Genomic DNA, 21,944 nt, shown 5'->3' on the forward strand with positions numbered 1-21,944 from the left:
TCTGCACCTGCCGTGCACGACCAGGTCACCGTCGTTCAATGCGCCTTCGCCCACCCTGTCCGCTCCCCTTCATCTGGAGCACGACATGACACAGCGCCTACGCGGCAAGCAGATCGCCATCCTCGCCACGCACGGTTTCGAGCAGTCCGAACTGATCGAGCCCAAGCGCCTGCTGGAAGCGGAGGGTGCGCGGGTGAGCGTGGTCTCGCCGGCCAAAGAGGCCAGCATCAAGGGCTGGAAGGACAAGAACTGGGGTGATTCGGTCGCCGTGGATCAGCCGCTGGACGAGGCCGATGCCGGCCGCTTCGATGCGCTGGTGCTGCCCGGCGGCGTGATCAATCCGGACACCCTGCGTACCAACGAAGCGGCATTGGACTTCATCCGCGGCGTGGCCGATGCCGGCAAGCCGGTGGCGGCGATCTGCCACGGCCCCTGGCTGCTGATCAACAGCGGGCTGGCCAAGGGACATGAGGTAACGTCGTGGCCGTCGCTGCAGCAGGATCTGGCCAATGCCGGCGCGCGCTGGCGCGACGCGGAAGTGGTGGTGGACGGCAACCTGATCACCAGCCGCAAGCCGGATGACATTCCCGCTTTCAGCGAGGCGCTGGTGAAGGCGCTGGCGGCGTGATGGTGTGATGCGGTAGCGCCGGGCCATGCCCGGCGAGCGCGAAGCGCGGAAAGGGCAGAAGCCGCCGGGCATGGCCCGGCGCTACCGTATCTGGCGGGAGCTTATTTTCCCAGGACGCCGGCCGGCACCAGGTTGCCCAGGTTCTGGTTGAAGGTCACCACCAGCTTGCCGTTCTTTACCTGCGCCGACTGCACCTGCAGGGCACCGAGCAGGCCGGCCACGGCCGGGTCCAGCTTGTAGATCGGTTCGCGCTGGGCGTAGTCGCTCAGCCATGCGTTGAGCAGGCCGCGGGTACGGGAGTCGAGGCGGCCGCCCTGGCTGGCCGGGGTGAAATCATCTACGGTCGGCTGCTGCAGGTGGAAGCCCTGGGTCTGCGCGTCATAGCGCAGGCCGCTGCTGAGCTTCACGGTACCCAGCTTGGCCGGGTTGCCGCCCGCAGTGGCCAGCGCCACGTCCATGCCCAGGTTCAATCGTTCGCCTGCCGGCAGGCTCAGCTGCGGGTGGCTCATGGTCAGTGCGATCAGGCCGCCCAGTGCGTCCTGGGTGCGCGGGAAGCTGCCGTCCAGGTACTGCTGCACGTCGCTGGCGCCGACCGCCAGTTCACGACCGGAGATCGAAGGGGCGGCCTGCGCACCGATCGCGGCAGCAATCAGCACGGTCGAGGCGGCAAGGCGGGTCATCAGGGAACGCAGGCGCATGGTGGTGACCGGAAGAAGGATCGAAGAGGCCTACAGAGTAGCTTTGCCCGCTGAATCGCGGGTACACACCGCTGCAACGGTTCAGTCCAGCGTTGGCTGCAGGCTGGCCGACTGGATCTGCCAGGCGCGGCCGTCGGCACTGGGCTGTACGCGGTACCAGCCGTGGTAGCGGAAGGTGCCTTCGGCGGTCACCGCGCGGATCTTCACCGGCACCTGCAGCAGGCGCGGCGGCTGGCCATCGTCGCGCGGCACCGCCACATCACTGTCCAGGCGCAGGTTGCGTACGTCGGGCAGCAGGCGCAGCACGGCGTCGTCAGCGTGACGCGGGTCGGCCGGGGCGTAGGCCCAGGCCGCATCGCTGCGCGCCTTGTTCTGGTTGAGCAGGTCGAGCATGTAGCGGTTGAGCATCGCTGCGGGCGATTCGCTGCCGATGGCAACGGCGCCATACAGCGGGTCGATGGTGATGGCGTCGACGGAAGCCGCCTCCGATGCCGCTTCCGTCATTGGTGCGGAAGCGGTGGTTGCGGCGGGGGCTGAGTCTGGTGTCGTGGAATCCGCCTGAGGCGGCGGGTTGGAACACCCCACCGCAAGCAACGGGATCAACAAGCAAAGAAAACCGCGCATGTCTGCCTCCTCCCCGAGGCGACCTGGAAGGCGGCAGTGTAGCGGCCGGGGCCGCCTCAGCGCGAAGAGGGAAGCTGCTCCAGCGCATCCAGCGCCGGCAGCACCTGGGCGGCGATAGCGGCCAGCGCATGGCCGTCGGTGTCCGCATGGCGCTGCACGATGTCACGCAGCAGCTGGGTCGCCACCACCAGGGTGGCACGTTCGTCGCCGCTCAGCCCGGCCGTGCGCGGGGCTGATTCCAGCAGGCGCATCAGGTCGCGGCTGGCGCGGTGTTCCAGTTCGATGGTGCAGCGCCCGGTGCACTGGTGCCCGTCCTTTTCGATCGGGGTCACCGAGATCCGGTAGCGGGTGGAGGGGCTGGCCATGAGGGGTGCTCGCGCTGGTGGGGAGGAATGGCTCCACCATAGGCAAGGCATCGGTCGGCGGCGATGGCCGGGGCTGCACGCAGTGTTCCACCCGGTTCGTTCCTGCACTGGAAAAACAGCGGCGCGGCCATGGGCGGCGGGCCTGTGCGGGTGATTGCGCGGGCGCGGGAAACGCTGTGTTGCGGGGTCGCAGGGGGCGGCATCCACGCGTGGCGTGGATCTACTGGAGAGCGGGTAAATAAAAACGGGACGGCCAAGGCCGTCCCGTCAGGTATCCGCTGCAGGGCGCGCGCTTAGAGCGCAGCGTCCTTGAGCTTCTTCAGCGGGCGAACCTTGAGCTTGGTGGTGGCCGGCTTGGCGGCGAACCACTGCTCTTCCTTGGTGAACGGGTTGATGCCCTTGCGCTTCGGCTTGGCTGCCACATTGACGGTGCTGATCTTCAGCAGGCCCGGCAGGGTGAACGAGCCGGCGCCCTTCTTGTGCACCGAAGCGGCGACAGCGCCTTCCAGCGAGGCCAGCACAGCGCGGACGTCCTTGGCGACAACGCCGGAGACTTCAGCGATGTGTGCAACCAGGCCCGACTTGGTCAGCACTTCCTTGATCGGCTTCGGAGCGGCCGGCTTGGCGGCGGCAGCCTTCGTCGCGACTTTCTTCACTGCCTTCTTCGGGGCAGCCTTCTTAGCGGTCTTTGCCATGGTTTCCTGTTCCGTGAACGGTTGGTTGTTTGGTCGGCGCCGAACCCCGTCGGCAAGCGCAATGTAGGGCAACTCTTGGGCGCCGCCAATAGCCTGGAGCGCTGAAAGTGCATGTTTTTTCATATCCAGGCCGATTCAGTACATGGCCGGCCGTGGGGGAAGCGGGGGCGGTGGTGCACTGCATTGCGCTGTTGTTGTTTTCGGTCGGGTTGGCGAAATGACTGAAAACAAGGGAAAAATCGCCGGAGTGATGGCGAAGAAGTGTCCACTCGCTGGCTCGGGACAGGCGCGGCGCATGCGGCGGAGCGACGCAGGGCTAACGCGGTGCGTGCCAGGGTATTGGTTCATCGCAGCCACAACGGAGCAGGACATGGGAATCTCGCGACACGCTACCGCGCATTGGGAAGGCGACCTGAAGTCAGGCAAGGGCCAGTTGAGCACGCCACAGAGCGGCCTTCTGGACAAAACCCGCTACGGCTTCAACAGCCGTTTCGGTGATGAAAAGGGCACCAACCCCGAGGAACTGATCGCTGCCGCGCACGCCGGTTGTTTCACCATGGCGCTGTCGGCCAAGCTCGGCGAAGCCGGCTTCACCCCGACCTCGCTGGATACCGAAGCCAAGGTCGATCTGTCGATGGAAGGCGGCCCGCAGCTGTCGCAGATCCGGCTGAAAGTGAAGGCGGTGGTGCCCGGAATCGATGCGACGCAGTTCCGCGCGATCGCCGATGACGCCAAGCAGAACTGCCCGGTTTCCAAGGCGCTGAGCGCAGTGCCGATCAGTCTGGAAGCCGAGCTGGGCTGAGAAGTTGGTAGCGCCGGGCCATGCCCGGCGAGCGCGGCGGAAAGACGCCGGGCATGGCCCGGCGCTACCCGCGTGCGGGTAATCACCAGTCGATGGTGCCGGAAATCACCGTCTGCACCTGGCCACCGGACCAGACCTCGCCTTCTTCGTCGACCAGCAGGGTCAGGCGCGCATCGTGGCCGACTTCGCGGCCTTGGCTGACTTCGAAGGGCTGGCGGCCGTCCGGCAGGGCATCACGCAGATCCAGCCAGGCCGCCAGCACGGCGTTGGCCGCGCCTGAAGCCGCATCCTCGAAGCGGCGTCCATTGCCGACGAAGGCGCGCACGGCCAGGTCGTAACCGTCGCTGCCATCGGCAAAGGCATAGGCGAACACACCCATGCTGTCGGTCGATTCAGCCAGCGTGGCGATCGCGTCCCAATCGGGGCGCAGGGCGCGCAACGCGGCTTCGTCCGCAACCTGCACGACCCACCAGCTGCGACCGCCCTGCATGCGCGCCGGTGGCAGCGCACCCAGCGGCCAGCCCTGCAGGGCGGGCTGCAGGCGCGGATCGTCGGCTGCCGCGGTCTCGGCCAGCTGTGCACGCGGCGTACGGATGGCAATGCGCTGCTGCGCGCCTTCACCGGTCACGCGCAGTGGCAACGCCCCGGCGATGCCGTCCTGTACCAGCAGCCCATCGATGGGCAGGGCGAGGCCCGCCTGCAGTACCGCATGGGCGGTGCCGACGCTGGGATGGCCCGCGAACGGCACTTCCTTCTGCGGGCTGAACATGCGCAGCCGGTAGCTGGCGCCGGGGCCCTGTGGCGGGAACACGAAGGTGGTTTCGGGCAGGCGGGTCCAGCGGGCGATGGCCTGCATTGCCGCATCGTCCAGGCCTTCGGCATCGAGCACGACAGCCAGCGGATTGCCGGCGCCCGGGCGCGGGGAAAACACATCCAGCTGCAGGAAACGGCGTGCGGACATCAGGCGTGAACTCCAGGAAACAGGCCGCATAGGGTAGCGCGGGGCCATGCCCCGCGAGCGCGCAGCGCGGCAGGCCGGCGGGGGCGACGCTACCAGCGGATGTTGCCGTCGATCACCGGCTGCACCTGCCCACCGATCCATACCGTGCCCTGTGCATCGACAGTGACCTGGACGCGGCCGTCGCGGCCGACCTCGCGGCCCTGGCTGGCCACATAGCTCCCGTTCTCGCCGGGCAACGCATTGCGCTGCCGCAGCCAGGCGCCGATCAGCGCGTTGACGCTGCCGGTCACCGGATCCTCGGGCACGTTGGGGGCATCGGCAGGGCAGAACGCACGCACCACCAGGTCATGGCCGGTACCGGGTTCGAGCGCGAACACCGCTGCGCCGAGCGCATCGGTGGCCATGCTCCAGTCGCGCAGGGCGGCCATGTCCGGTACCAGCGTGCGTACGGCGTCGGCATCGCGCAGCGGCAGCAGCCACCAGCGCGGGCCGTTTTCCCAGAGTTCGGCGCACTGGCCTTCAGCGGTGGCGGCGCGCAGCGCTTCCGGGACGGCGCCCGGTGCTGTCGGCAGCAGGCGCGCCGCTGGGCTGGCCAGGCGGATGGTGGGCGCGTTGGCCGGGCCCGTGACCTGCACCGGCAGCAGGCCGGCCGCGCACTGCTGTACCAAGGCCCCGTCGCGTGGCTGCACCAGGCCGCAGGTGACCGCCGCCCAGGCGGCACCCACGCTGGGATGGCCGGCGAAGGGCAGCTCGCTGGCGGGGGTGAAGATGCGGACGTGGTAGTCGGCGCCGGCAGCGGTGGGGCGCAGGAAGAACACGGTCTCGGACAGGTTCAGCCAGGCGGCCAGGGCCTGCATGCGGTCGGTGGACAGCCCATCCGCGTCGAACACGACACCGAGCGGGTTGCCGGTACCGGGGTGATGGGCGAAGACATCGAGCTGCAGGTAACGGTAGGCGGTCATTGACGGGTGTATTGGGCTTAGAATCGAAGGTTCCGCCCCCAAGGGCGGCTTCCCCACATTACACATAGCCTATCCATGTCAGCTTCCCCCCTTGTCGATCGTTGGATCGTACTGAAGTTCGGCGGCACCTCGGTGTCGCGTCGCCACCGCTGGGACACGATCGGGAAGCTGGCGAAAAAACGGGCGGAAGAGACCGGATCGCGCGTGCTGGTGGTGGTTTCGGCGTTGTCCGGGGTCACCAATGAACTGACCGCGATTGCCGATGGCGCGCCGGACAGCCGCGATCGCGTGGCGGCGCTGGTCGAACGCCACCAGGGGTTCCTGGAAGAGCTGGGCCTCGGCACCGAGGTGCTGGCCGAGCGGCTGGCCGCACTGCAGGGCCTGCTGGACGACCCGCGTGCGCCCAACCGTCCGCTGGACTGGCAGGCCGAAGTGCTGGGCCAGGGTGAACTGCTGTCTTCCAGCCTGGGCGCGGCCTACCTGCGCGCCAGCGGCCTGGATTTCGGCTGGATGGATGCGCGCCAGTGGCTGGACGCGCTGCCACCGCAGCCGAACCAGAGCGACTGGTCGCAACGCCTGTCGGTGAACTGCCAGTGGCGTGCCGATGCCGAGTGGGCGCAGCGCTTCCGTGCGCAGCCCACGCGCCTGCTGATCACCCAGGGTTTCATCTCGCGTCATGCCGACGGTGGCACCGCCATTCTCGGTCGCGGCGGTTCGGATACCTCGGCGGCGTACTTCGGTGCGCTGCTCGGCGCCAGTCGCGTGGAGATCTGGACCGATGTACCGGGCATGTTCAGCGCCAACCCCAAGGACGTGCCGGATGCGCGCCTGCTGACCCGCCTGGATTATTACGAAGCGCAGGAAATCGCCACCACCGGCGCCAAGGTGCTGCACCCGCGCTCGATCAAGCCGTGCCGCGATGCCGGCGTGCCGATGGCGATCCTCGATACCGAGCGCCCGGAATTGCCGGGTACCAGCATCGACGGCAACGCCGCGCCGGTGCCGGGGGTGAAGGCGATCAGCCGTCGCAACGGCATCGTGCTGGTGTCGATGGAAGGCATCGGCATGTGGCAGCAGGTCGGCTTCCTCGCCGATGTGTTCGGCCTGTTCAAGAAGCACGGCTTGTCGGTGGACCTTATCGGTTCGGCCGAGACCAACGTCACCGTGTCGCTGGACCCGTCCGAGAACCTGGTCAACACCGATGTGCTGGCCGCGCTGTCGGCCGACCTGTCGCAGATCTGCAAGGTCAAGGTGATCGTGCCGTGCGCGGCGATCACCCTGGTCGGCCTGGGCATGCGCTCGCTGCTGCACAAGCTGTCGGACGTCTGGGCGACCTTCGGTCGTGAGCGCGTGCACATGATCTCGCAGTCGTCCAACGACCTGAACCTGACCTTCGTCATCGACGAAGCCGATGCCGATGGCCTGCTGCCGATCCTGCACGCCGAACTGATCGACAGCGGCGCGATGCCGGTGGAAGAGACCGAAGTATTCGGCCCGCGCTGGCGCGAAATCGCCGGCACCGTGCGTCCGCGTGGTACGCCGTGGTGGCGCGGCCAGCGGGCGCACCTGCTGCAGCTGGCCGATGCCGGCACACCGCGCTACGTCTACCACCTGCCGACGGTGCGGGCGCGTGCCCGCGCGCTGGCGGCGATCAAGCCGATCGACCAGCGCTACTACGCGATCAAGGCCAACAGCCATCCGGCCATCCTTCAGCTGCTGGAAGCCGAAGGTTTCGGCCTGGAGTGCGTGTCGCACGGTGAGCTGAAGCATGTGTTCCAGGCCATTCCGGAACTGTCGCCCAAGCGCGTGCTGTTCACCCCCAGCTTCTGCCCGCGCAGCGAGTACGAAGCGGCGTTCGCGCTGGGCGTGACCGTCACCGTCGACAACGTCGAAGCCCTGCAGCGCTGGCCGGACCTGTTCCGCAACCGCGAGCTGTGGCTGCGCGTGGACCTGGGCCGTGGCGAAGGCCACCACGCCAAGGTCCGCACCGGTGGCAAGGAATCCAAGTTCGGCCTGCCGATCGCGCGCGTGGACGAGTTCGTGCGCGCGGCCACCGAGCTGGGCACCCGCGTGGTCGGCCTACATGCGCACCTGGGCAGTGGCGTGGAAACAGCCCAGCACTGGCGCCTGATGTGCGATGAGCTGGCCGGTTTCGCGCGCCGTATCGGCAGCGTGCACACCATCGACATCGGTGGTGGCCTGCCGATTCCGTACAGCGACGAAGACGAGCCGTTCGACCTGGAGGCCTGGGCCGAGGGCCTGGCCGAGGTCAAGGCGCTGCATCCGGCGTTCCGCCTGGCGATCGAGCCGGGTCGCTTCCTGGTGGCCGAATCGGGCGTGCTGCTGACCCACGCCACCCAGGTGGTGGAGAAGGACGGCGTGCGCCGCGTCGGCCTGGATGCCGGCATGAACACGCTGATGCGCCCGGCCCTGTACGACGCCTGGCACGACATCGAGAACCTCAGCCGCCAGGGCGGTTACGCCGAAGCCGCGTTTGATGTGGTCGGTCCCATCTGCGAATCCAGCGATGTGTTCGGCAAGCGCCGCAAGCTGCCGGTGTCGACCGCGCCGGACGATGTGATGCTGATCGCCGACGCCGGCGCGTACGGCTATGTGATGTCCAACACCTACAACCAGCGGGCGATGCCGCGCGAGGACGTGATCGAATGATTGCCGCCTTGCGCGCCCTGCACCCGCCCACCGACACGTCCCGCGCCTGCGCGCGGGCACGTGCCTGACCGTGCTTGAACTGGATTCACCATGACTGCTTTCGATAAACACCAGGTTTCCCGCTTCCGCTTCGTCCGCTGCGAATTCGCCGCGGACACCGGCGTGGCCAAGCTGGTCTACGCCTTCGATGACGGCCCGGAGATGGTGGAAACCGTGACCGTGCCGGGCGCCCCGTTCGTACTGGAACCGGCCCGTGCCGACGCCGTGCAGCGCGCGCTGCGGCTGCTGCACCTGATTGCCGGCGTGAGCTATTACAAGGCCGGTGTGCCCGATACGGTCAGCATCGACAGCTACAGCATCGACGCCGATACCGCGGCGCTGGTGGAAACCATCTACCTCAACGGCCTGGGCGAATTCGCCTACCGCAACGGCCTGAACCTGCGCGGTCGCTTCCGCCTGCCGGTACAGGGTCAGCCGGTGCAGGCACCGGAGCTGGGCTTGCAGGCGCATGCGCTGGTCGCCATCGGTGGCGGCAAGGATTCGCTGGTCAGCATCGAAGCGCTGCGTCGCGCCGGCGTGGACGAGACGGTGACCTGGATCGGCGGTTCGCAGCTGATCCGCGCCTGCGCCGAACGCACCGGCCTGCCGACCCTGAACCTCGGCCGCGCACTGGCACCGGAGCTGTTCGAGCTCAACCGCCAGGGCGCCTGGAACGGGCACATCCCGGTCACCGCGGTGAACTCGGCGATCATGGTGCTGGCGGCAGTGCTGCAGGGTGTGGACCAGGTGGTGTTCTCCAACGAACGTTCGGCCAGCTACGGCAGCCAGATTCCGGGCACCGGCGAGGTCAACCACCAGTGGTCGAAGGGCTGGGCGTTCGAGCAGGCCTTTGGCGAGTACGTGCAGAAGCAGGTAGCCGCTGATCTGCAGTACTACTCGCTGCTGCGGCCGATGTCGGAGCTGGCGGTGGCCCGCCAGTTCGCCAAGAGCGATTTCTACGACGCGCATTTCTCCAGCTGCAACCGCAATTTCCACATTCTCGGCGAGCGCCCGGTGAACCGCTGGTGCGGCGTCTGCCCGAAGTGCCACTTCGTGTTCCTGGCGCTGGCCCCGTTCATGCCGAAGACCCGCCTGGTGCGCATCTTCGGCCGCAACCTGCTGGACGACATCGAGCAGGCCGGTGGCTTCGACGCGCTGCTGGAGTTCCAGGACCACAAGCCGTTCGAATGCGTGGGCGAAGGCCGCGAATCGCGTGCGGCGATGGCAACCCTGGCGCAGCGCCCGGAGTGGAAGGAAGACGCGCTGGTGAAGCGCTTCTGCAATGAAATCCGGCCGCAGCTGGATGCGGCCGAACTGGAGTTGGCACCGCTGATGCAGCTGCAGGGCGAACATCGTATTCCGGCGGCGCTGTGGGAACGGGTGCGTGAAGATTTCGCAGCTTGACGGCAAGCGCGTAGCGCTGTGGGGCTGGGGGCGTGAGGGGCGTGCTGCGTTTGCGGTGTTGCGTGCGCGCCTGCCGTCGCTTGGCCTGAGCCTGTTCTGCCCGGCCGCCGAGGTCGAGGCCGCGCGTGCGGAAACGCAGGGCGCGCTGGATGTCCGCGGCGAACCCACGGCCGAAGCACTGGCTTCTTTCGAGGTGGTGATCAAGTCGCCAGGGATCAGCCCGTATCTGCCGATCGCGTTGGCGGCGGCGGAGCAGGGCACCGCCTTCATCGGTGGCACGGCGTTGTGGTTTGCCGAACATGCCGATGCCGAAGGCACCGTGCGCGACACCATCTGCGTGACCGGCACCAAGGGCAAGAGCACCACCACCGCGCTGGTCGCGCACCTGCTGCGCGCAGCCGGGCATCGCACCGGTCTGGTCGGCAACATCGGCCTGCCGCTGCTGGAAGTGCTGGACCCGCAGCCGGCGCCTGCGTACTGGGCGGTGGAGCTGTCCAGCTACCAGACCGGCGAGGTCGCACGTAGTGGTGCGCACCCGCAGGTAGCCGTGGTGCTGAACCTGTTCCCGGAACATCTGGACTGGCACGGCAGCGAACAACGCTACATCGAAGACAAGCTGCAGCTGGTGACCGGCGCCGCGCCGCGCGTTGCCGTGCTCAATGCCGCGGACCCGCATCTGGCCGCGCTGTCGCTGCCCGCCAGCGAGGTGGTCTGGTTCAACCAGCCGCAGGGCTGGCATATGCGCGGCGACATCGTGCATCGCGCCGAGCAGGCGGTGTTTGATACCCGCAACACGCCGCTGCCGGGCCGGCACAACCGCGGCAACCTGTGCGCGGTGCTGGCCGCACTGGAGGCGCTGGGCCTGGATGCGGTGGCGCTGGCGCCGGCGGTGCAGGATTTCCGGCCGCTGCCGAACCGCCTGCAGCGCATTGGCGAGGCCGATGGCCTGACCTACGTCAACGATTCGATCAGCACCACGCCGCACGCCAGCCTGGCGGCGCTGGAGTGCTTCGCCGGCCAGCGCATCGCGCTGCTGGTGGGTGGGCATGATCGCGGCCTGGACTGGACCGACTTCATGCAGCACATGGCGCACGACGTGCCGCCGGTGGAGATCGTGACCATGGGCAGCAACGGCCCACGCATCCACGCGATGCTGCAGCCGTTGGCCGATGCCGGCCGTTTTGGTCTGCATGCTGCTGCCGATCTGCCCGACGCGATGGTGCTGGCGCGTCGCGCACTGGGCGAGCAGGGTGGGGTGGTGCTGCTGTCGCCGGGCGCGCCGAGCTATGGCGCCTATCGCGATTACGTCGCACGCGGGCGGCATTTCGCCGAGCTGGCCGGGTTCGACCCGGACACCATCAGCGCGATTCCGGGTATCGGGATCGGCTGAGGGGTCGGATCCCTTTCCGCAGGAAAGGGCTCTGACCCCGGATTGACCCCGCATGCATCCATCCACGCATGGCGTGGATCTACCATGTGTTGATTCCTGGACTGGCCTGGTGGACCGCATGTGCACCTTCATTACCCTGTTCCTGCCTGCTTCGTTGCCGCACGTTGACGCCGCCGCGATCATGGAACGCAGCGGCCGGCGGTTGTTCGTGCAGGATTCACCCAGCCTGCAGGCGGCCGTCGGCCCCGGCTGGCAGCCTTGGCTGAGCGCGGGCCACTGCGATTGCGGTACGGCGCTGGCCTCGGCGCGTGCCGAATCGGAGTGGAAGGGCGATGCCGAACGCTGGCGTAGAAAAGGCTGGAGTGAGGCCAAGATCGCCCGCGCGCTGGCCGAGCAGCTGGCGCGACATGAGCAGGATCAGCAGGGGCGCCAGGATGAAGCCCTGGGCGATGCCGGGCAATGGCTGCAGCGCATCGACGCGCTGCTGCAGTCCGGGGCCGCGCGCATTGGCTTGCTGGTACGCGATTACGACGGTTCGGTGGGCGCCCGGCAGCCGAAACCGCCGGAACGTCATTGGTCGCGGGATCAGCTGGAGGCGGCGGACCTGCTGGCATTTGAGCCTGGGACGTTGCATTGGATCGAGTGCGGGTGAAACCGCCATCCACGCATGGCGTGGATCTACGGTAGAGCCGAGCCCACGCTCGGCTGCCTTCATTCGTCTTCGTTGATGAACGCGTAATCGCGATCAATCAATTGCTGCAGGTACGCATCAAAGCTGGGCGCGATGACTACGTAGCTGTCCGGATCATGCAGATAGCGCACCACCTGGCCGACGCTGCCGCCGGGCGCAGGATCGAAATCCAGATACAGCATCGAGGTGCCGCCGTTGTTCATGCAGTGCGAGAAGCACAGCCGGCGGTTCATTGGCAGGTCGGCGTCGATGCCTTCGCCGAGGATGTCCGGTTCGTCATCCAGCCATTCTTCGTAGATGGAGCGGATGCTGTCGTCCCACTGCTGCTGGTCCTCGAAGATCTGTGCCACCGAGCGCAGGTAGTAGGGGTAGTCGCCCACGTCCGAACCCAGCATCAGCACACAGACCTCGCCTTTCGGGTATTCGCGATAGTGCGTGCCATCCACGCGCGACAGCAGCTCCACCAGGCTGTCGGGAACCTGCGGCCACTGCGCGCGCAGGCGTTGCAGATCGGCCTCGCTGGCACCTTCGGTCCATGCCCATTGCGGGGCATCGTCCTCGGGCAAGCGCGGGATCAGGCCAGACAGAAAGCGATCAACAAGGTTCATGCAGAGAGGGGACGGAGGGGATCAGGTCGTATCCAACCACACCTGCGTCACGCAGCCAATGCAGAATGCGACACGGGAGGGCGTTCTGCGGCTTAATCCCTTCCGTCCCTTACTCTGGAGCAGGCGCATGAACCGTTGGCGTTGCGGTGTGGCGATGGTACTGGGGCTGGCGGCGATGCCAGCGTGGGCGGCGATGAAGACGCAGCCGGTGGAGTGGAAGCACCAGGGCACGACCTTCAGCGGCGTGCTGGTCTATGACGATGGCGACCATGACAAGCGCCCCGGCCTGGTGATGGTGCCGAACTGGAAGGGCGTGAACGAATCGGCCATCGAGAAGGCCAAGCAGCTGGCTGGCGATGATTACGTGGTGCTGGTGGCCGACGTGTATGGCAAGGGTGTGCGACCGAAGACCGATGCCGAGGCGGGGCCGGTGGCGACCAAGCTGCGCAACGACCGGCCGCTGCTGCGGGCGCGGGCACTGGAGGCGGTGAACGTGCTGAAGGCGCAGGCGGGCAAGGCACCGCTGGATGCCAGCCGGATCGGCGCGGTGGGCTTCTGCTTCGGTGGCACCACGGTGTTGGAACTGGCCCGTGCCGGTGCGCCGCTGGCAGGTGTGGTCAGCCTGCATGGCGGGCTCGGGTCGCCCTTGCCGGCGCAGGCCGGTGGCAGCCATCCTTCGGTGCTGGTGTTGAACGGCGCCGACGACAAGAGCGTGACCGCCGAGGATATCGGCAGCTTCCAGAAGGAAATGGATGCGGCCAAGGTGGACTGGGAGTTCACCAACTACAGCGGTGCGGTGCACTGCTTTGCCGAGCGTGATGCCAACAGCCCGCCGGGCTGCCAGTACAACGAGCGTGCGGCGAAGCGTGCCTGGAAGGCGCTGGATGAGTTCTTCGAGGAGCGGTTCATGTAGTGCCGACCAACGGTCGGCGCCCACCTGCCCTGGTAGGTGCCGACCGTTGGTCGGCACTACCGGTCAATGCGAGCGCTGTACCGCGTAGCGGGCCAGGCCGCGCAGGGCGGCGACGGCATCGTTGTCGGCCAGGCCGTCGAGCGCGCGTTCGGCGGCTTCCGCATATTCCTCGGCACGACGGCGGCTGTAGTCCAGGCCGCCGGTGGCGTGGATCGCGGCCAGCACTTCCGGCATCGCCGAGGCGTCGCCGTTCTGCACGATCTCGCGCAGGCGCTGGCGGGTGGCTTCATCCGAATGCGCCATCGCGTGAATCAGCGGCAGCGTGGCCTTGCCCTCGGCCAGGTCATCACCCAGGTTCTTGCCCAGTTCGTCGGCGTTGGCCGAGTAATCCAGCACGTCATCGGCGATCTGGAACGCGTAGCCCAGGTGCATGCCGTAGTCGTACAGGGCCTGCTGGGTGGCTTCATCGACGCCGCTGGCCAGTGCGCCCAGGCGGGTGCCGGCGGCGAACAGCACCGCGGTCTTGCGCTCGATCACACGCAGGTAGGCCGCTTCGTCGGTGTCCGGGTTGTGCACGTGCAGCAGCTGCAGCACTTCGCCTTCGGCGATGCGGTTGGTGGTGTCGGCCAGGATCTGCATCACCGACATCCGGTCCAGCTCGACCATCAACTGGAAGCTGCGCGAGTACAGGAAGTCGCCCACCAGCACGCTCGGCGCGTTGCCCCACAGCGCATTGGCGGTGCTGCGGCCGCGGCGCAGGCTGGATTCGTCCACCACGTCGTCGTGCAGCAGGGTGGAGGTGTGGATGAACTCGATGATCGCGGCCAGCTGGTGGTGCTCGGGGCCGGCGCCGCCGACCGCATGGCCGGCCAGCATCACCAGCATCGGCCGCAGGCGTTTGCCGCCCGCGGAAATGATGTGGTCGGCGATCTGGTTGATCAGCACCACATCCGAGGACAGCCGGCGGCGGATCAGGGCATCGACGGCAGCCATGTCGGCTGCGGCAAGCGACTGGATCTGGGACAGGCCCAGGGCGGGACGGGTGTCTTCAGTGATGGTCATGCGATCAGGCTTTCAGGCTCATCCCTGATTATAGGCGTTGCCTGTGAATTGGGGAGGAAACCGGTTCCCAGGCCGCCGCTGCGGACCGCCGAGCACGGCGTCCGGCGTGAATACGTATGCAGGCGGCGCCATCGTCCCGGGCCGCCGCTAAGCTTGCGGGAGTTGGTTTTCGGCCCGCTTGCAGCGGGTCCCGCATGCCCGGAGGGGGGCTGTCGATGTCGCACTATCCATGGTGGCGCGGAGCCGTCATCTACCAGATCTACCCGCGCAGTTTCCTCGACGCCAACGGCGACGGGGTAGGCGACCTGCCCGGCATCATCCAGCGCCTGGACCATATCGCCGCGCTGGGCGTGGATGCGATCTGGATCTCGCCGTTCTTCCGATCGCCGATGGCCGACTTCGGCTATGACATCGCCGACTACCGCGATGTCGATCCACTGTTCGGCAGCCTGGACGACTTCGACCGGCTGCTGGCCAAGGCGCATGGTCTCGGCCTCAAGGTGATGATCGACCAGGTGCTCAGCCATACCTCGATCGAGCATGCCTGGTTCCGCGAGAGCCGGCAGGACCGCAGCAATCCGAAGGCGGACTGGTATGTGTGGGTGGATCCGCGCGAGGACGGCACGCCCCCCAACAACTGGCTGTCGCTGTTCGGCGGCGGCGCCTGGCAGTGGGAGCCGCGCCGCGAGCAGTACTACCTGCACAACTTCCTGGTGGACCAGCCGGACCTGAATTTCCACCACCCGGAGGTGCAGCAGGCGACCCTGGACAACGTGCGCTTCTGGCTGGACCGGGGCGTGGATGGCTTCCGCCTGGATGCGATCAACTTCTGCTTCCATGACGCGCAGCTGCGCGACAACCCGCCCAAGCCGGCCGACAAGCGCGTCGGCCGCGGCTTCAGCGCGGACAACCCGTACGCCTACCAGTACCACTATTACAACAACACCCAGCCGGAGAACCTGCCGTTCCTGGAGCAGCTGCGTGCCCTGCTGGACGAGTACCCGGGGGCGGTGAGCCTGGGCGAGATCTCGTCGGAGGACTCGCTGGCGACCACCGCCGAATACACCCAGGATGGCCGCCTGCACATGGGCTACAGCTTCGAGCTGCTGGTCAACGACTACAGCGCGGCCTACATCCGCGACACGGTGTCGCGCCTGGAAGCGGCGATGACCCAGGGCTGGCCGTGCTGGGCGGTGTCCAACCACGACGTGGAGCGGGCGGTCAGCCGCTGGGGTGGCCATCCGGCCGATCCGCGCCTGGCGCGGATGCTGGTGGCGCTGCTGTGCTCCCTGCGCGGCTCGGTCTGCCTGTACCAGGGCGAGGAGCTGGGCCTGGCCGAGGCCGAGGTGCCGTTCGAGGCGCTGCAGGACCCGTATGGCATCACCTTCTGGCCGAACTTCAAGGGGCGCGACGGCTGCCGCACGCCGCTGCCGTGGATCGACGCGCCGCTGGCCGGCTTCACCACCGGCAAGCCGTGGCTGCCGATCCCGGCCGAGCACCAGGCGGCGGCCGTGGCGGTGCAGGCGCAGGATCCGCAGTCGGTGCTGTCGGCTTTCCGTGGTTTCCTGGCCTGGCGCCGTACCCAGCCGGCCCTGCTGCACGGTGACATCCGGTTCCTGGACAGTGCCGAGCCAGTGCTGCTGTTCGAGCGTATGCTTGCAGATGAAACTCTCCTGCTGGCCTTCAACCTTTCGGCCGAGGCGGTGACCCATCCGCTGCCGGCGGGCACCTGGCAGCAGGTGACCGTACCGGGCCCGGATGCGGGGACGGTACAGGGCAACGAACTGCAGCTGCCGCCGCGCGCGGTGTATTGCGCACGACGCAGCTGACCGATTTCTCCGGTGGCGGTACTTGCGGGGACGGGGCCGAAGCGCCCCGTCCCTTTTTTGTGGGCGCGGTTGCGGTGTAGAGCATCCACGCATGGCGTGGATCTACCGGAGAGGCGATGTTCCGGCGATCGGCATCCACGCATGGCGTGGATCTACCTGGGGTGTGCCGAATGGATCCCGGTCATGCATGGATGCGATGCCAATCGGGTAGATCCACGCCATGCGTGGATGGGCCTTACCGATCATCTGTCGGCACGCGCGCAAAAGAAAACCCGCTGCCTGCGCAGCGGGTTTCCGCTTCTGCCGATTGATGTCGTTGCCAGGCATGGCCTGGCACTACTGATCCTGATCCTAGAACTTGTAGTTCACGCCCAGCATGTAGGTGCGGCCCCACTCGATGTACTCCAGCGGGCGATCCTTGGTGCCGGCGTAGGTGCGGTACGGCTCGTTGGTCAGGTTGCTTCCCTGCAGCAGCAGGGTCAGCCCGCGCAGGCTGCTGCTGTCGCTGAAGGTGTAGCTGATCTGCGCATCGGTCACGTTCTCGCCCACCACGTAACGCAGGGTGCGGTTGCCGTTGAAGTTGCCGATCTCGCCGATGAAGTCCGAACGACGACGCTGGCTGACACGTGCTTCAAAGCCACTGCGCTCATAGTAGGCCGTGAAGTTGTACACGCGCTTGGACAGACCGGGCAGGCTGATCGGATCGCTGCCCACACTGGAGGCGCTTTCCGGATCCAGGATCTGGATGTCGCTCTTGTTGAAGGTCGCACTGGCCTGCACGCCGAAGCCACGCAGGCTGTCGGTCAGCATGTCCAGCGGGAACGACGCGGTCAGCTCCAGGCCCTTCAGCGTGCCGCCCTTGCCGTTTTCAGGGGTCGAGAACGTACCGGTCGGCAGCACCGGCACCACCATGCCCGGCGGCGGCACATAGTTGCCCAGCAGCCCGGTGAAGTCGTAATTGTCCACCGACTGGGTGTAGACGTAGCTCTTCAGGTCCTTGTAGAAGATCGCGGCGGCCACGTAGGCCTTTTCGCCGAAGTACTTCTCGTAGGACAGGTCGAGCGCGGTGGCGCGCCACGGATCCAGCAGCGGATTGCCGCCACTGCCACCGGGGCGGCCGGTACCGGTATCCACGCCGAACTCCAGGCCGGCCCGCATTTGGTCCACGCGCGGGCGGGCGACCTGCTTGGCTGCAGCAAAGCGCAGGGTCTGTTCGTGCGGGAACATGAAGGCCAGGTTCAAGCTCGGCAGCCAGTCGTTGTACTTGCGGCCATCGGAGTACGGCTGGATGTTGTTGCCGGCCGCCTGCGAGCTGTCCCAGTAGCGTGAGTCCGAGCTCTGGTCGGTGTGCTGCATCTGCACGCCGATGTTGCCGCGCACGCCGACCACACCGATGTCGGTGTTGATGTTCAGGCGCGCCCAGGCGGTGGTGATCTTTTCCTGCACCGTCCACGACTTGGGAATCAGGTAGTCGAGGTTGTCGACCGGATTGAACGTCATGTAGCGACCGACCGCGCCCGGCACGTTCCAGGCCGGGATGGTGCCCAGACCAGCGAAGCCGAGGTTGACCGGGCGGTACTGCAGGTCCGATGCGATGTTGGCATCGCCCTGCGCGCCCAGCAGGATGTTGCCTTCAGACTGGGTCTTCACCTTGCGGCGGTCGGCATAGTTCACGCCGATATCCAGGTCCGGTGCCCACGACGCCATTGCTTCGGGCAGGGCGATGGTCGCGGCCAGCTTGCCGCCCTTCAGGCGGTCTTCCACCTTCGGCACCTTGCCGTAACCAGAACCGTAGATGGTGTTGGTCAGGAACAGCGCATCCGGGTTGGAGTAGTTCAGGCCCGGGCTGATCTGCGAGAAGCCATCCTGGCGGAACTGCACACCGACCGTATCCAGCTGCGGCATCGGGGTCAGCTGCAGGTTGTTTTCCAGGTTCAGCTCGTCACGGGTGGCTTTGGAATAGTTCAGGTCGGCGACCAGCTTGACGCTGCCGAAGGTGAACTCGTTGTTCCAGCCGAACGCATCGATCTTGTCCTTGCGCTTGTTGTACATGCCGCGCACCAGCGGGTACACGCCACTGGCGGTGCCACCGGTGAAGGTGCCATTGGCATTGACCTGCGGATTGCTGACCAGCAGGCCCGGCGTGTAGTTGCCGTTGTAGTTGCTGAGGTTGAGCTCGAACTGGTTGGCGGTGTCGATCTGCTCCGCCTCGGTATGGAACGCGTCGAAGGTGCTGGTCCAGCTGTTGTTCGGCCGGAACTGGATCGTGGCCATCACACCGTCGCGCTTGTTGTTGCCGGTGCGGCGCAACGCCTTGATGCCGTCGGTGAAGTAGGTGCCAGCAGCAACCCCGGGGCGGTTGCCGTTGGTGGTGTGCTCGGTGGTCCACGGCTCGTACAGGCCCACCTGGTTTTCCTGGATCGGCATGTCGCTGTGCGCGTAGCCGATGGCGATGCCGAGCGTCTTGTCCAGGAACTGGTCGATGTAGCTGGCGCTGAAGCGGTTGCCGTACGGATCGGTGTCGGCGGCGCGGCCCAACGAACTCTTCTGGTAGCGGCCGCTGATCGCGATGACACGGTCGGGGAAGCTGAGCGGACGTGCGGTCTGCATGTCGATGGTGCCCGACAGGCCCTGGCCGACCAGCGCCGCATCCGGGGTCTTGTACACGGTCACGCCGTTGACCAGCTCGGACGGGTACTGGTCGAACTCGACGCCGCGGTTGTCGCCGGTGCTGACCACTTCACGGCCGTTGAGCAGGGTGGTGGCGAAATCCGGCGACAGGCCGCGCACGCTGATCACCTGCGCACGGCCGGCCACACGCTGCGCGGCAAGGCCGGGCAGGCGCGAGATCGATTCGGCGATGCTGACGTCGGGAAGCTTGCCGATGTCCTCGGCGGAAATCGCTTCGACCACCGAGGTGGCGTCCTGCTTGGTCGCGATGGCGCTTTCGATGCCGCGTCGGATGCCGGTGACCTGCACGGCATCCAGGTTGGTGGCGGCGGTGCCGGTCGGCGGGGTGGTGGTGGTCTGCGTGGACTGTGCTGCTGCCAGCGACGGCGTCAGTACGACGGCCAACGCGATGCTCAGCGCACTGCGCTTGTGGTTCAACATTTTCCCCTCCCAGGCAATGTTGTAGTGCGATTCGTGGTCGTCCAGATGCTGTCGAGGACGTGCGACGCGGTGGCCGCTGTCGTCGCCGCTATGGTAGGCAGCGCGTTCTTCGTGGGAATCACCCTGCATACGTATTCAATGGCGTTTGCAGGGTTGTAATCGCTTTCAGGTGCATCGTTCCGTAGAGCCGAGCCCACGCTCGGCTGCGTTCCGGTGCTGCGCACCGCCGCCCGGGCATGGGCTCGGGCGCTACAGGGGCGCGCAGGCCGGCAAGCGTTCAGTGGACCGGCGTGAAGCGGATTGCCTGCCCGCCGCCCGGCGCCAGCACCAGGGTGAGTGAATCGGTGCTGCTGACCTCGCGGGTCTCGCCCTTGAAGGCGAAGGGATTGCTGCGGAAATCCGCGCCGTCGCCATCGCGGTAGATCTCGGCGCGGTATTGCACGCCCGGCTCCAGGAAGCCCAGCGACACCGGCAGCACGCGGCCGTTCTCATCGGTGATGCTGCCGAGGAACCAGTCGCGGCTGTTGCGGTCGCGGCGCACGATCGTCACGTAGTCGCCGACCTCGCCATCGAGCACGCGGCTCTGCTCCCAGTCCACCGCCACGTCCTCGATAAAGCGGAACGCGTCGCGGTGCTGCAGGTAGTGTTCGGGCAGATCCGCGGCCATCTGGATCGGGCTGTACAGCACCACGTAAAGGGCCAGCTGGCGGGCCAGCGTGCTGGGGATGGCCTGGCCGTGGCGGCCCTTCAGGCTGAGGATGCCGGGGGTGTAGTCCATTGGCCCGGCCAGCATGCGGGTGAACACCAGGTTGACCTCATGCTCGGGCGGGTTCGGCGGCTGGCCCCAGGCGTTGTACTCCATGCCGCGCGCGCCTTCGCGCGAGATCCAGTTCGGGTAGGTGCGACGCAGGCCGGTGTCCTTGATCGGCTCGTGTGGATTCACCGACAGGTGCCGGCGCGCGGCCTCCTGCACGACCTTGAGGTGATGACGGGCCATGAACTGCCCGTCGTGCCACTCGCGCCACAGCGGGCCGCCGGCCGGGTTGCGGCGATCGACCTGGCCGTCGTCGCAGACGTAGCCGGTCTTGAACTGGTCCACGCCCAGCCGCGCATACAGGTCCAGCGCAGCATCCAGCTGGTCTTCGTAGTGTTCGATGGCGCAGCCGGTTTCATGGTGGCCGATCAGGTGCACGCCCTTCTTCAACCCGTACGCCGACAGTGCTTCGATGTCGAAATCCGGCGTGGCGCGGGTGAAGTCGAAGTCGTAACCGTTGCCGACCCAGTTGCCGTCCCAGCCCGGATTCCAGCCTTCCACCAGCACGCCACGGAAGCCGTGCGCGGCGGCGAAGTCGATCACCTTCTTCGTCTTGGCGGTGGTGGCCGCATGCTTCGGTCCGGTCGCCCAGCTTTCTTCATCCAGGTGCATCGACCACCACACCCCCAGGTACTTGGCCGGCTTCACCCAGCTCACGTCGCCCAGCGCATTGGGCTCGTTGAGGTTGAGGATCAGATCGGACTCGACCAGCCCGCCGGCGCGGTCGGCAATCTGCAGGGTGCGCCATGGCGTGGCGAAGGGCAGGGCGCGGCGTACCTTCCAGCCCTCGGCCGAAGGCGAAAGCTGCGCGCGCAGGCGCTGACCATCGGTGCGGCGCAGCCACATGCCTGCATAGTCGACCAGGGCCGCTTCATGGATGGCCACGTGCAGGCCGTCGTGGCTGCGCAGGGTCATCGGCGTGTGCACCAGTGGCACTTCGCGCAGCGGCGTGCGCTGGTACAGGTATTCGTAGTGGATCGGTTCGCCTGCGGGTATCCACCAGGCGGTGGACTCCGGTGCGATGGCGAACTCGGTCAGTTCGTCATCGATGATCGCTTCGCGCAGATTCGGTTGCTCGGGGAACACGTAGCGGAACCCCAGGCCGTCGTCGTAGACGCGGAACACCAGGTCCAGCCGGCGTTTGCTGCCGGTGGTTTCGGCCAGGTGCACGGTCAGTTCGTTGAAGTGGTTGCGGGTGAGGCGGCGCTCGCCCCACGGCTGCTCCCAGCGGTCGTCGACACTGCGGCGTTCCTGCGCCAGCAGGCTGAAGTCGCGGTCGAGGCGACCATCACGCAGTTCAAAACCCAGCTTCGAATCGGCCACCACGGTCTGGCCAAGGCGCTCGACGCGGTAGCGTGCGGTACCGCCGTCCAGCACCAGGCTGACCTTCAATACCTTGTCCGGTGATTCGACGCTGGCGATCTGCGGTGCCGCCGCCTGTGCCAGCGTGGCCAATCCCAGCAGGGCCAGGCCGAAGGCGTGCGCGAACACTGCGCGTACCGTTGTGGGTGACGTCGGCATTTCCCCTCCCAAGGCGCCGTTGACAGACCCGGACCATAAGCCAGCGCAGCAGGTGCGCCGGTCCCGCGCGCCATGAATACGTATGCAGCTGGACGCAGCCCACAGCCCCGCGTCTACCATGGGGCCAGGGCACCTTGAGGGAGGTGCCGCGCCCGCA

18 protein-coding genes are annotated in these 21,944 nt (G+C 67.0%); 8 read left to right on the forward strand and 10 right to left on the reverse strand.

Features of this window, described 5'->3' with window-relative positions:
* The first annotated feature begins 85 nt into the window (after nucleotides 1–85).
* On the forward strand, nucleotides 86–628 hold the full coding sequence (locus tag CR919_RS06450) for a type 1 glutamine amidotransferase domain-containing protein (RefSeq protein ID WP_099819295.1): 543 nt from the start codon (nucleotides 86–88) through the stop codon (nucleotides 626–628).
* Between the two features lie 101 nt (nucleotides 629–729).
* Here the strand turns inward: CR919_RS06450 and CR919_RS06455 are convergent, their stop codons facing one another.
* The 4 genes from CR919_RS06455 to CR919_RS06470 form a co-directional block, all read right to left on the reverse strand.
* A complete protein-coding gene (locus CR919_RS06455; protein ID WP_099819296.1) occupies nucleotides 730–1,326 on the reverse strand; it encodes a DUF1439 domain-containing protein in 597 nt (198 codons plus the stop codon).
* Nucleotides 1,327–1,407: 81 nt separating this feature from the next.
* Nucleotides 1,408–1,830, reverse strand: a complete 423-nt coding sequence (locus CR919_RS06460) for a hypothetical protein (protein WP_343124855.1) — start codon at nucleotides 1,828–1,830, stop codon at nucleotides 1,408–1,410.
* Nucleotides 1,831–2,006: 176 nt separating this feature from the next.
* Complete coding sequence (locus CR919_RS06465; RefSeq protein ID WP_099819298.1) at nucleotides 2,007–2,315, reverse strand: DUF3861 family protein; 309 nt, start codon at nucleotides 2,313–2,315, stop codon at nucleotides 2,007–2,009.
* A 293-nt stretch (nucleotides 2,316–2,608) separates the two neighbouring features.
* On the reverse strand, nucleotides 2,609–3,010 hold the full coding sequence (locus CR919_RS06470) for an HU family DNA-binding protein (RefSeq protein WP_089239384.1): 402 nt from the start codon (nucleotides 3,008–3,010) through the stop codon (nucleotides 2,609–2,611).
* A gap of 370 nt (nucleotides 3,011–3,380) precedes the next feature.
* Here CR919_RS06470 and CR919_RS06475 point away from each other — a divergent pair, with 370 nt between their 5' ends.
* A complete protein-coding gene (locus CR919_RS06475; RefSeq protein WP_019659396.1) occupies nucleotides 3,381–3,812 on the forward strand; it encodes an OsmC family protein in 432 nt (143 codons plus the stop codon).
* An 82-nt stretch (nucleotides 3,813–3,894) separates the two neighbouring features.
* On the opposite strand, the gene CR919_RS06480 is transcribed toward CR919_RS06475, so the two are convergent.
* A complete protein-coding gene (locus tag CR919_RS06480) occupies nucleotides 3,895–4,773 on the reverse strand; it encodes a PhzF family phenazine biosynthesis protein (RefSeq protein ID WP_099819299.1) in 879 nt (292 codons plus the stop codon).
* Nucleotides 4,774–4,862: 89 nt separating this feature from the next.
* Nucleotides 4,863–5,735 (reverse strand): PhzF family phenazine biosynthesis protein, encoded by an 873-nt coding sequence (locus CR919_RS06485; protein ID WP_099819300.1) that lies wholly within the window; start codon nucleotides 5,733–5,735, stop codon nucleotides 4,863–4,865.
* A gap of 75 nt (nucleotides 5,736–5,810) precedes the next feature.
* Between CR919_RS06485 and CR919_RS06490 the strand changes: the two genes are divergently transcribed.
* The 4 genes from CR919_RS06490 (at nucleotide 5,811) to CR919_RS06505 (ending at nucleotide 11,890) form a co-directional block, all read left to right on the forward strand.
* A complete protein-coding gene (locus CR919_RS06490; RefSeq protein WP_099819301.1) occupies nucleotides 5,811–8,405 on the forward strand; it encodes a bifunctional aspartate kinase/diaminopimelate decarboxylase in 2,595 nt (864 codons plus the stop codon).
* Nucleotides 8,406–8,495: 90 nt separating this feature from the next.
* On the forward strand, nucleotides 8,496–9,848 hold the full coding sequence (gene murL / locus CR919_RS06495) for a UDP-N-acetyl-alpha-D-muramoyl-L-alanyl-L-glutamate epimerase (protein ID WP_099819302.1): 1,353 nt from the start codon (nucleotides 8,496–8,498) through the stop codon (nucleotides 9,846–9,848).
* Entirely contained in the window at nucleotides 9,829–11,238 is a 1,410-nt protein-coding gene (gene murD / locus CR919_RS06500) for a UDP-N-acetylmuramoyl-L-alanine--D-glutamate ligase (protein WP_099819303.1), read from the forward strand. The genes murL and murD overlap by 20 nt, the downstream gene beginning before the upstream one ends.
* A gap of 118 nt (nucleotides 11,239–11,356) precedes the next feature.
* Nucleotides 11,357–11,890, forward strand: coding sequence for a hypothetical protein (locus tag CR919_RS06505; RefSeq protein ID WP_099819395.1), 534 nt, complete (start codon nucleotides 11,357–11,359; stop codon nucleotides 11,888–11,890).
* 59 nt (nucleotides 11,891–11,949) lie between these two features.
* Here the strand turns inward: CR919_RS06505 and CR919_RS06510 are convergent, their stop codons facing one another.
* On the reverse strand, nucleotides 11,950–12,537 hold the full coding sequence (locus CR919_RS06510) for an SMI1/KNR4 family protein (RefSeq protein ID WP_099819304.1): 588 nt from the start codon (nucleotides 12,535–12,537) through the stop codon (nucleotides 11,950–11,952).
* A gap of 127 nt (nucleotides 12,538–12,664) precedes the next feature.
* On the opposite strand from CR919_RS06510, the gene CR919_RS06515 reads away from it, so the two are divergent.
* Nucleotides 12,665–13,450: a dienelactone hydrolase family protein gene (locus CR919_RS06515; RefSeq protein ID WP_099819305.1), complete on the forward strand. Its 786-nt coding sequence runs from the start codon at nucleotides 12,665–12,667 to the stop codon at nucleotides 13,448–13,450.
* Between the two features lie 63 nt (nucleotides 13,451–13,513).
* Here CR919_RS06515 and CR919_RS06520 read toward each other — a convergent pair whose 3' ends face one another.
* On the reverse strand, nucleotides 13,514–14,512 hold the full coding sequence (locus CR919_RS06520; protein WP_099819306.1) for a polyprenyl synthetase family protein: 999 nt from the start codon (nucleotides 14,510–14,512) through the stop codon (nucleotides 13,514–13,516).
* A 215-nt stretch (nucleotides 14,513–14,727) separates the two neighbouring features.
* Between CR919_RS06520 and CR919_RS06525 the strand changes: the two genes are divergently transcribed.
* Nucleotides 14,728–16,341, forward strand: coding sequence for an alpha-glucosidase family protein (locus CR919_RS06525; RefSeq protein WP_099819307.1), 1,614 nt, complete (start codon nucleotides 14,728–14,730; stop codon nucleotides 16,339–16,341).
* Between the two features lie 351 nt (nucleotides 16,342–16,692).
* Here CR919_RS06525 and CR919_RS06530 read toward each other — a convergent pair whose 3' ends face one another.
* On the reverse strand, nucleotides 16,693–19,452 hold the full coding sequence (locus CR919_RS06530) for a TonB-dependent receptor (RefSeq protein ID WP_165787245.1): 2,760 nt from the start codon (nucleotides 19,450–19,452) through the stop codon (nucleotides 16,693–16,695).
* A gap of 277 nt (nucleotides 19,453–19,729) precedes the next feature.
* Nucleotides 19,730–21,787: a glycoside hydrolase family 97 protein gene (locus CR919_RS06535; protein WP_099819308.1), complete on the reverse strand. Its 2,058-nt coding sequence runs from the start codon at nucleotides 21,785–21,787 to the stop codon at nucleotides 19,730–19,732.
* Between the last annotated feature and the right edge of the window lie 157 nt (nucleotides 21,788–21,944).

It is taken from the genome of Stenotrophomonas sp. LMG 10879, assembly GCF_002750935.1.
Taxonomy (GTDB): Bacteria; Pseudomonadota; Gammaproteobacteria; order Xanthomonadales; family Xanthomonadaceae; genus Stenotrophomonas; species Stenotrophomonas lactitubi_B.

Coding starts and splice junctions, on each gene's coding strand:
- murL (WP_099819302.1), top strand. CDS start 8,496: ATGACTGCTTTCGATAAACACCAGGTTTCCCGCTTCCGCTTCGTCCGC.
- CR919_RS06455 (WP_099819296.1), bottom strand. CDS start 1,326: ATGCGCCTGCGTTCCCTGATGACCCGCCTTGCCGCCTCGACCGTGCTG.
- CR919_RS06530 (WP_165787245.1), bottom strand. CDS start 19,452: ATGTTGAACCACAAGCGCAGTGCGCTGAGCATCGCGTTGGCCGTCGTA.
- CR919_RS06525 (WP_099819307.1), top strand. CDS start 14,728: ATGTCGCACTATCCATGGTGGCGCGGAGCCGTCATCTACCAGATCTAC.
- CR919_RS06450 (WP_099819295.1), top strand. CDS start 86: ATGACACAGCGCCTACGCGGCAAGCAGATCGCCATCCTCGCCACGCAC.
- CR919_RS06520 (WP_099819306.1), bottom strand. CDS start 14,512: ATGACCATCACTGAAGACACCCGTCCCGCCCTGGGCCTGTCCCAGATC.
- CR919_RS06480 (WP_099819299.1), bottom strand. CDS start 4,773: ATGTCCGCACGCCGTTTCCTGCAGCTGGATGTGTTTTCCCCGCGCCCG.
- CR919_RS06470 (WP_089239384.1), bottom strand. CDS start 3,010: ATGGCAAAGACCGCTAAGAAGGCTGCCCCGAAGAAGGCAGTGAAGAAA.
- CR919_RS06515 (WP_099819305.1), top strand. CDS start 12,665: ATGAACCGTTGGCGTTGCGGTGTGGCGATGGTACTGGGGCTGGCGGCG.
- CR919_RS06460 (WP_343124855.1), bottom strand. CDS start 1,830: ATGACGGAAGCGGCATCGGAGGCGGCTTCCGTCGACGCCATCACCATC.
- CR919_RS06535 (WP_099819308.1), bottom strand. CDS start 21,787: ATGCCGACGTCACCCACAACGGTACGCGCAGTGTTCGCGCACGCCTTC.
- CR919_RS06510 (WP_099819304.1), bottom strand. CDS start 12,537: ATGAACCTTGTTGATCGCTTTCTGTCTGGCCTGATCCCGCGCTTGCCC.
- CR919_RS06485 (WP_099819300.1), bottom strand. CDS start 5,735: ATGACCGCCTACCGTTACCTGCAGCTCGATGTCTTCGCCCATCACCCC.
- CR919_RS06475 (WP_019659396.1), top strand. CDS start 3,381: ATGGGAATCTCGCGACACGCTACCGCGCATTGGGAAGGCGACCTGAAG.
- CR919_RS06505 (WP_099819395.1), top strand. CDS start 11,357: ATGTGCACCTTCATTACCCTGTTCCTGCCTGCTTCGTTGCCGCACGTT.
- CR919_RS06465 (WP_099819298.1), bottom strand. CDS start 2,315: ATGGCCAGCCCCTCCACCCGCTACCGGATCTCGGTGACCCCGATCGAA.
- CR919_RS06490 (WP_099819301.1), top strand. CDS start 5,811: ATGTCAGCTTCCCCCCTTGTCGATCGTTGGATCGTACTGAAGTTCGGC.